The sequence below is a fragment of the Psychrobacter sp. Sarcosine-02u-2 genome, from assembly GCF_002836335.1.
GTDB lineage: Bacteria > Pseudomonadota > Gammaproteobacteria > Pseudomonadales > Moraxellaceae > Psychrobacter > Psychrobacter faecalis.
In genome coordinates this window covers 1-6,654 of record NZ_PJBX01000014.1, presented here as the reverse complement: position 1 = coordinate 6,654, position 6,654 = coordinate 1, and the positions used below count along the sequence as shown (strand labels likewise).

Below are 6,654 nucleotides of genomic sequence, written 5' to 3'. Positions count from 1 at the left end.
TTTTAAAACTAATCAAGAAAAATTAACGCAACAAAAAGCCCGCTACATTGTATATAGTGGGCTTTTATTTTTTGAAACTTATAAGTCTTAACTACTGAGAGTCTTAACGACTATAAGGTTTGCGGATTATCTGACATGTGTTTTTCACGCAATTTTTGGCGCAGTACTTTACCAACGTTACTCTTTGGTAGCTCAGTAACAAACTCGATATAACGCGGACATTTATAGCCGGTTAAATTGTCTAGAGCAAATTCTTTAATCGAGTTTTTGGTCACGTTATTGTCGGCAGGGATGACGTAGATTTTGACCGCTTCTCCTTGACGCTCATCAGGAATACCGATCACCGCGCAATCAAGAATGCCTTCACAATCAAGCATCACGGATTCTACTTCGTTAGGAAAGACGTTAAAGCCTGAGACCAAAATCATGTCTTTCTTACGGTCTAATAATCTAAAGTAGCCTTTTTCATCCATACTGACGATATCGCCCGTGCGAAAGTAACCATCTTCAGTAAAGTCTTCGCTACTGTCTCTATTCAGATAACCTGAGGTGACGTTAGGACCTTTAACACACATCTCACCAGCTTCATTGACACCGACGCGCTTGCCGTCTTCATCTATGATGATGACATCAACGCTCGGGACTGGGACGCCAATAGTGCCGTTAAACTTATGGTCGGTAACAACGTTGGCAGTGCCGACAGCCACACCCTCAGTCATACCCCAGCCTTCAATCATGGCGCAACCAGTGGTTTCAAGCCAGCGCGCTGCCGTCTGTTCGGTCGCTGCCATACCGCCTGCTTGCGAGATACGTAGCGAGCTAAAATAAAGGTCTTTAAAGTTTGGATTATCAAGCAAGCCTTTAAACAAAGTATTAACTGCTGGGGAAATATGGAACGGTTGTTTAGATAAGGTTTTGATAAATCCAGGTATGTCGCGTGGATTGGGTATTAGGATAAAGGTATAGCCTGAACGCATACCGAGTGAGCTTAGCATAAAGGCAAAAATATGATACAGCGGTAGGGCATGACCATATTGATATAAACTTCATTAATCTCTGACGTGATAGGGCGCGTCCATGCTTCTGATTGCATGGCTCCTGCGACGATATTACGTTGAGATAAAATCGCACCTTTAGAGAGTCCGGTCGTACCACAGGTATATTGTAAAAATGCTTTTTGATCCAAAGTCATTTTTGGCTTTTGGAAGGGTAGGTTTTTGCCTTTTTTGAGCACATCGGGAAACTTTGTGACTTCATGCTTAGGGTCGTTTAGCTTGTATTTGGGCACCAAACGTTTGACTTGACGGATAATGGTATTTACTAAAATACCTTTGAGGCCCATCATATCGCCCATTTTTGATAAGACGATACGCTTAATTTGCGTCTCATCAATCACTTGCTCGAGCGCTTGAGCGAAATTATCCACCACAAAGATAACCTTTGCATCTGAGTCATTTAACTGATGGCGCAGTTCACGGCCAGTGTAAAGAGGGTTAACGGGCGTACAGACGTAACCTGCGCGCAAAATACCAATCATGGTTGGCAAGTATTGCGGCACGTTTGGCATCATCAGCGCAACCACGCTGCCTTGAGGCAGTCCTTGTGCTTGTAGCCAAGCGGCGACGGCAAGAGAAGCCTTATCAATGTCATCATAGGTATGAGTCACGCCCATACCGATACTCATAGGATGCAGACGAAAGCGATCAAAACACTCTTCATACAGCTCCACGATGCTGCCATATCTATCTGGATCGATCGTTTTCGGCACACTCTTAGGTATATTGGGCAAGCCAAGGTTTATTCAACGTCATAGTCAGCGTCCTGGAATTTCAATTAAGTTTCTATCGTTAAGCAGTCGTATCCGTGTCAATAAAAAATCAGCGCTGACGTAAAGCAATGGCCGCTGAGTTTGATAACATCCTTATCTATTGACGGACTACTAAGTTTCTTTGCAACTAAAATATAATGTATCGACGATATAATGATACATTTAAGCAACACATTAGCATGAATCTAAGTAAAGGCAATATTAGCATGCGAGTACTGCCCAGTACACATTAAAAGTTTATAAATAAATGCTTCTATAGGAAAAAAAAGACCATCAATGAGGTGGTAGTGAAACATACTGATATTTGGATAAAAATTTAAGATGGTCTTTGGATAAATACGATATATAACTTAAAAACCGTTTAAGTCGTGCCTAAAAATATCACTGCAAAGGAATAGCGATAGGTTAAAGAGTAGTGCGTTTTTACTTAAACTTTAAACGAGACTGAATCGGCACTATGTGCGGTTATTGTTCGGTTATTGCTTGATTAATGGTTTCGCTTAATTTTTGCGGTACACGAATAGGGCGCATGGGTGCGCTATTATTGCTTGCAGAGTCTGGCGTGACTTGGTTTTGCACGCAAGCGATGACAATTTTAGCGCGACTTAATAAAGTAGTGTTTGAAAAGGCAGTACTTTTCTGAGGAATATCATTGTCATTCGGCGCTAAGCGATGGATACTTTGATAAAATATAATGCTGGCAGGTTTTAGCTCAACCTTATCAATGCGTACGTTGATGACCTCATCTAATAAAATGGCTTTTTTATACTGCAAATCTGCTTGGCTAACGACAAAATGCTGAATCTCACCATCATCGGTCTGCAAAAAATAGCCATTTAAACCAAGCTTGGTGAACCAGTCGCGGCGGCAGTTTTCAAAAAACACCAGATGATTGGCATGGTAGACGATGCCGCCAGCATCAGTATGGTTAATATAGACATTGTAATCAGTAGCAAATAGCGGGGTGCTTGCGTGCATCGATTGTGCAGCGGTATTTTTATTCATGGTTGTCATCAGGTTACTCAGTAAATTTGCGCCATTAATAGCATGTAGAGTTTAAGAGGTTGATATATAAGGTTATAAAAATAAAAAATAAGAAATAACAATGCTTAGATTGTTACTCATGACAGCTACTCTATCGTAAGAGATAAAGGCGCGCAACAGCTAGCTGTGGCGATGTCTGTTATGATAAGCCTTTATTTATCATCTCTTGCTGCTTGCTTTATTTTATAAAAATACTTGTTATAGAAAGATTTTATTTCAATTCATAATGATAGGATAGTTTATGACCCGTTTTGTTTGTTTTAATATCAATGGTATTCGCGCTCGTCAACATCAGTTAGAAGCGATAAAAGAGATTATCGACCCTGATGTGATCGGTCTGCAAGAAACCAAAGTACACGACGAGCAGTTTCCGCTCGCAGATGTGGAAGGTTTGGGCTATCACGTCGAGTATTTTGGTCAAAAAGCGCATTACGGCGTCGCATTATTATCTAAAATTGCCCCTATTTTTGTGCAAAAAGGTTTTCCGGGAGAAGATGAAGAGGCACAGAAGCGCTTTATCCATGCCCGCTATGTATTCGACGGTCGCGAAGTGGATGTGCTTAACGGTTATTTTCCGCAAGGCGAGAGCCAAGACCATCCGACTAAGTTTCCTATGAAGCGTGCCTATTATGCGGATTTGATAACCTATATTGATACACTAAAGGCAGAAGGGCGCTCGCTGGTTATCATGGGTGATATGAACATTGCCCCAGAAGATATCGATGTTGGTATCGGCGAGGCCAATGCCAAGCGCTGGCTTAAAAATAGAAAAACCTCGTTTTTACCTGAAGAGCGCGAATGGTATGGTAACTTGATGGCGCGAGAGCTGACCGATACTTATCGTCTGCATTATCCAGACAGCACCGAATTATATAGCTGGTTTGATTATCGCAGTCGCGGTTTCAATGATGATCCTAAGCGCGGGCTGCGTATAGATCATATTTTATGTACGGCAGATTTGATCGACCATTGTGTCGATGCTGGTATCAGCTATGAGCTACGCGGCATGGAAAAACCGTCTGACCACGCGCCAATTTGGGCAGCGTTTGATTTAAATAAAGTATAATAACTGGCTTTGAACCATAGACTTTTAATATCAGATTTTTAGCATTCGTTTTTAAGAACTAAAAACGAATAACTAGAATTTTATAAAGATAATTTATAACCAATAATACATCAGCATTGATGAATAAGGATTGAATGATGGCTGTCGGCAACGTTGCAGTACCTAATACGATTTATCCTATTGATGGGATTAAACTAAGCGCCACCGCTGCAGGCGTACGCTACAAAGACCGCGATGATTTGGTGGTGATAGAGATTGCTGATAGCGCCAACACTGCGGTTGTGACTACTAAAAATACCTTTTGTGCCGCACCGGTACGTGTTTTACGTGAACACTTTGCTAAAGCCAGCCCGCGTTATTTAATCACCAATACCGGCAACGCCAATGCCGGTACGGGCGCTGATGGTAAACGCCGCGCGGTTGATATCTGTAGCGCCCTAGCTGCTAAAGCGGGCGTGGATGTCAGTACTGTTTTGCCATTTTCGACAGGCGTGATAGGCGAGCCACTAAACAGTGATGCTGTTATCGCAGGCTTAGACAATGCCTTAGCCAATTTGGCCGCCGATAATTGGCTGGCCGCGGCCAATGGTATTCGTACGACGGATACGATTCCAAAGCTTGCCAGTGAAAAGGTTGATGTCGATGCTATCAGCTATCATATTACGGGCATGTCAAAAGGCTCGGGAATGATACGCCCCAATATGGCGACCATGCTTGGCTATGTGGCCACTGATGCCAATATCGCCGCTGACTTATTGCAAGAAATGCTGAGCAAAATTAATGAGCAATCCTTTAACCGCATTACTGTCGATGGTGATACCTCAACCAACGATTGCTGCGTCTTGATTGCAACCGGAACAGCGAGCTCGGAGATTATTGATAGCCCAGAGCATCCGCATTATCAGCCGATATTTGACGCCTTAACAGCAGTGTTTGTGCGCTTGGCACAATTGATTGTACGAGATGGGGAAGGCGCGACCAAGTTTATGACGGTAAAAGTCACGGGTGGCAATACTACGCAAGAATGCTGCGATGTGGCGTATGCGGTCGCCCATTCACCACTGGTCAAAACGGCGTTTTTTGCCAGTGATGCCAACTGGGGACGTATCTTAGCAGCGGTTGGTTATGCAGGTATCGACGACCTTGATACCGAGCAAGTCGATGTCTATTTAGATGAAGTGATGATTTGTCAAAATGGCGGTGTGGCGCCAAGTTATACGGAAGCGGCGGGCAAAGAAGTCATGAGCCAGCCTGAGATTACCATTCATATTAATTTGGCCCGCGGTGATGCCGAGGATACCGTTTATACCTGCGATTTGTCTTATGATTACGTTAAGATAAATGCGGACTATCGCAGTTAAAAGTTATCTATCATTTTATAAAAACGCTCAAAGCCATCCATTATAATGTTAGCTTTGAGCGTTTTTTTATGTTCAATATTTTTGTATTAAATACGGTCTAATTTAAACCGTTTATTAACAGCAGTTGCAAAAGCTGACGTTACTTTACAAAGCAGTTATAGAGGCTAGGCATCGGTTCGACCTATACTGATTGCAGTAAACAATAGACGGTACTATTAATAGTTGAGGAAATTTATATCAATTGTGTTCGTTTTTATTTTAGATGAGCTTAGATTGACTTTCTGATTAACAGTATCTTTATGACTGCTTGCTACCTTTTGAATAGTGATAATTGATTAAAATGAGTTTGAAAGGTAATGATTAATACTAATAAATAAACTGAGGATTTAATAATGAAAAAATTAGCAATTGCGGCATTGATGACGACTTTTGTCTTGTCAGGTTGTTCTACCATGGGTATGAATGATGAGCGTACTATGGTGGTCGAAGGCGAACCTGTGAATGTGAAAGTGGTTAACATTCCAAGTTTCAAAATTGAAATAGCACCACTTAAAGCGGTGTGTGAGCTGCCCACCGCGAGTGGTACTATGGTTGAGTCAGAGTGCCTACAATATCGCCAGACTTATCAGAAAAACTACACGCCTCTAAATGGTGATATTCAAGGCTTTACTTATGAGCCAAACTATCGCTATATTCTAGATGTGCGTCAAGAAGCGGTTATGAATGAAGCAACGAAAGTGGTTAAGCCGGTTTGGATTTTAAATGAAGTGATTTCAAAAACTGCTGAATAATTTTAGTTGTAGCTTATTATAGAAAAGCCTCTAATCATTAGAGGCTTTTTTTAGTCACAGAAAAATGTAAACGTATTTTATCAAAAAGCGCCGTAAAACCATGTCCCTTCTAGGGCGTGGATATCAGGCGTCAGCTATTGTCGCTCAGCCTTAAAACAGACTTGTCAACCAAACTCATTAAGACCATAATCACTCTATGAAAACGCTCAAGTGTCGCATCAAAGACAAACACGCCAATCAGCTAAATAAACTGGCTGGTGCGGTTAATTTTGTGTGGAACTATGTGAATGACTTGAGTTTTAAGCATCTTCAACGCACCAATCATTTCTTTTCAGCTTATGATATTGCGGCTTATGTAAAAGGTAGTGGCGAGTTTTTGAATTTGCACAGTCAAACCTTACAAGCTATTAGTGAGGTTCACGCTAAATCTCGCAAGCAATTCAAAAAAGCCAAACTAAACTGGCGAACCAACAACCCAAACGCCAAAAGGAAATCACTTGGTTGGATTCCCTTTAAAAAAGCAGCAATCAAATACTTAGGTGTCAAAAAAGCAGGTAAAAAAGC

The 6,654-nt window shown here is 41.7% G+C and carries 4 protein-coding genes and 2 pseudogenes; 4 read left to right on the top strand and 2 right to left on the bottom strand.

The genetic code is table 11. The features are described from left to right. Positions 1-110: 110 nt before the first annotated feature. Together CXF58_RS14165 and CXF58_RS00655 are read right to left on the bottom strand one after the other, a co-directional pair. Positions 111-1,811: pseudogene (locus CXF58_RS14165) on the bottom strand (AMP-binding protein). A 482-nt stretch (positions 1,812-2,293) separates the two neighbouring features. After that, positions 2,294-2,842, bottom strand: coding sequence for a hotdog family protein (locus tag CXF58_RS00655; protein WP_145989763.1), 549 nt, complete (start codon positions 2,840-2,842; stop codon positions 2,294-2,296). Between the two features lie 271 nt (positions 2,843-3,113). Here CXF58_RS00655 and xthA point away from each other — a divergent pair, with 271 nt between their 5' ends. From xthA to CXF58_RS00635, 4 genes and pseudogenes are all read left to right on the top strand, one after another. Then, positions 3,114-3,938 (top strand): exodeoxyribonuclease III, encoded by an 825-nt coding sequence (gene xthA, locus CXF58_RS00650; protein WP_102076264.1) that lies wholly within the window; start codon positions 3,114-3,116, stop codon positions 3,936-3,938. Between the two features lie 137 nt (positions 3,939-4,075). Further along, positions 4,076-5,299 (top strand): bifunctional glutamate N-acetyltransferase/amino-acid acetyltransferase ArgJ, encoded by a 1,224-nt coding sequence (gene argJ / locus CXF58_RS00645; protein WP_102076263.1) that lies wholly within the window; start codon positions 4,076-4,078, stop codon positions 5,297-5,299. Positions 5,300-5,691: 392 nt separating this feature from the next. Further along, entirely contained in the window at positions 5,692-6,090 is a 399-nt protein-coding gene (locus CXF58_RS00640; protein ID WP_068408379.1) for a DUF4377 domain-containing protein, read from the top strand. 196 nt (positions 6,091-6,286) lie between these two features. Then, positions 6,287-6,654, top strand: a pseudogene (locus tag CXF58_RS00635) (RNA-guided endonuclease TnpB family protein); the annotation flags it as partial.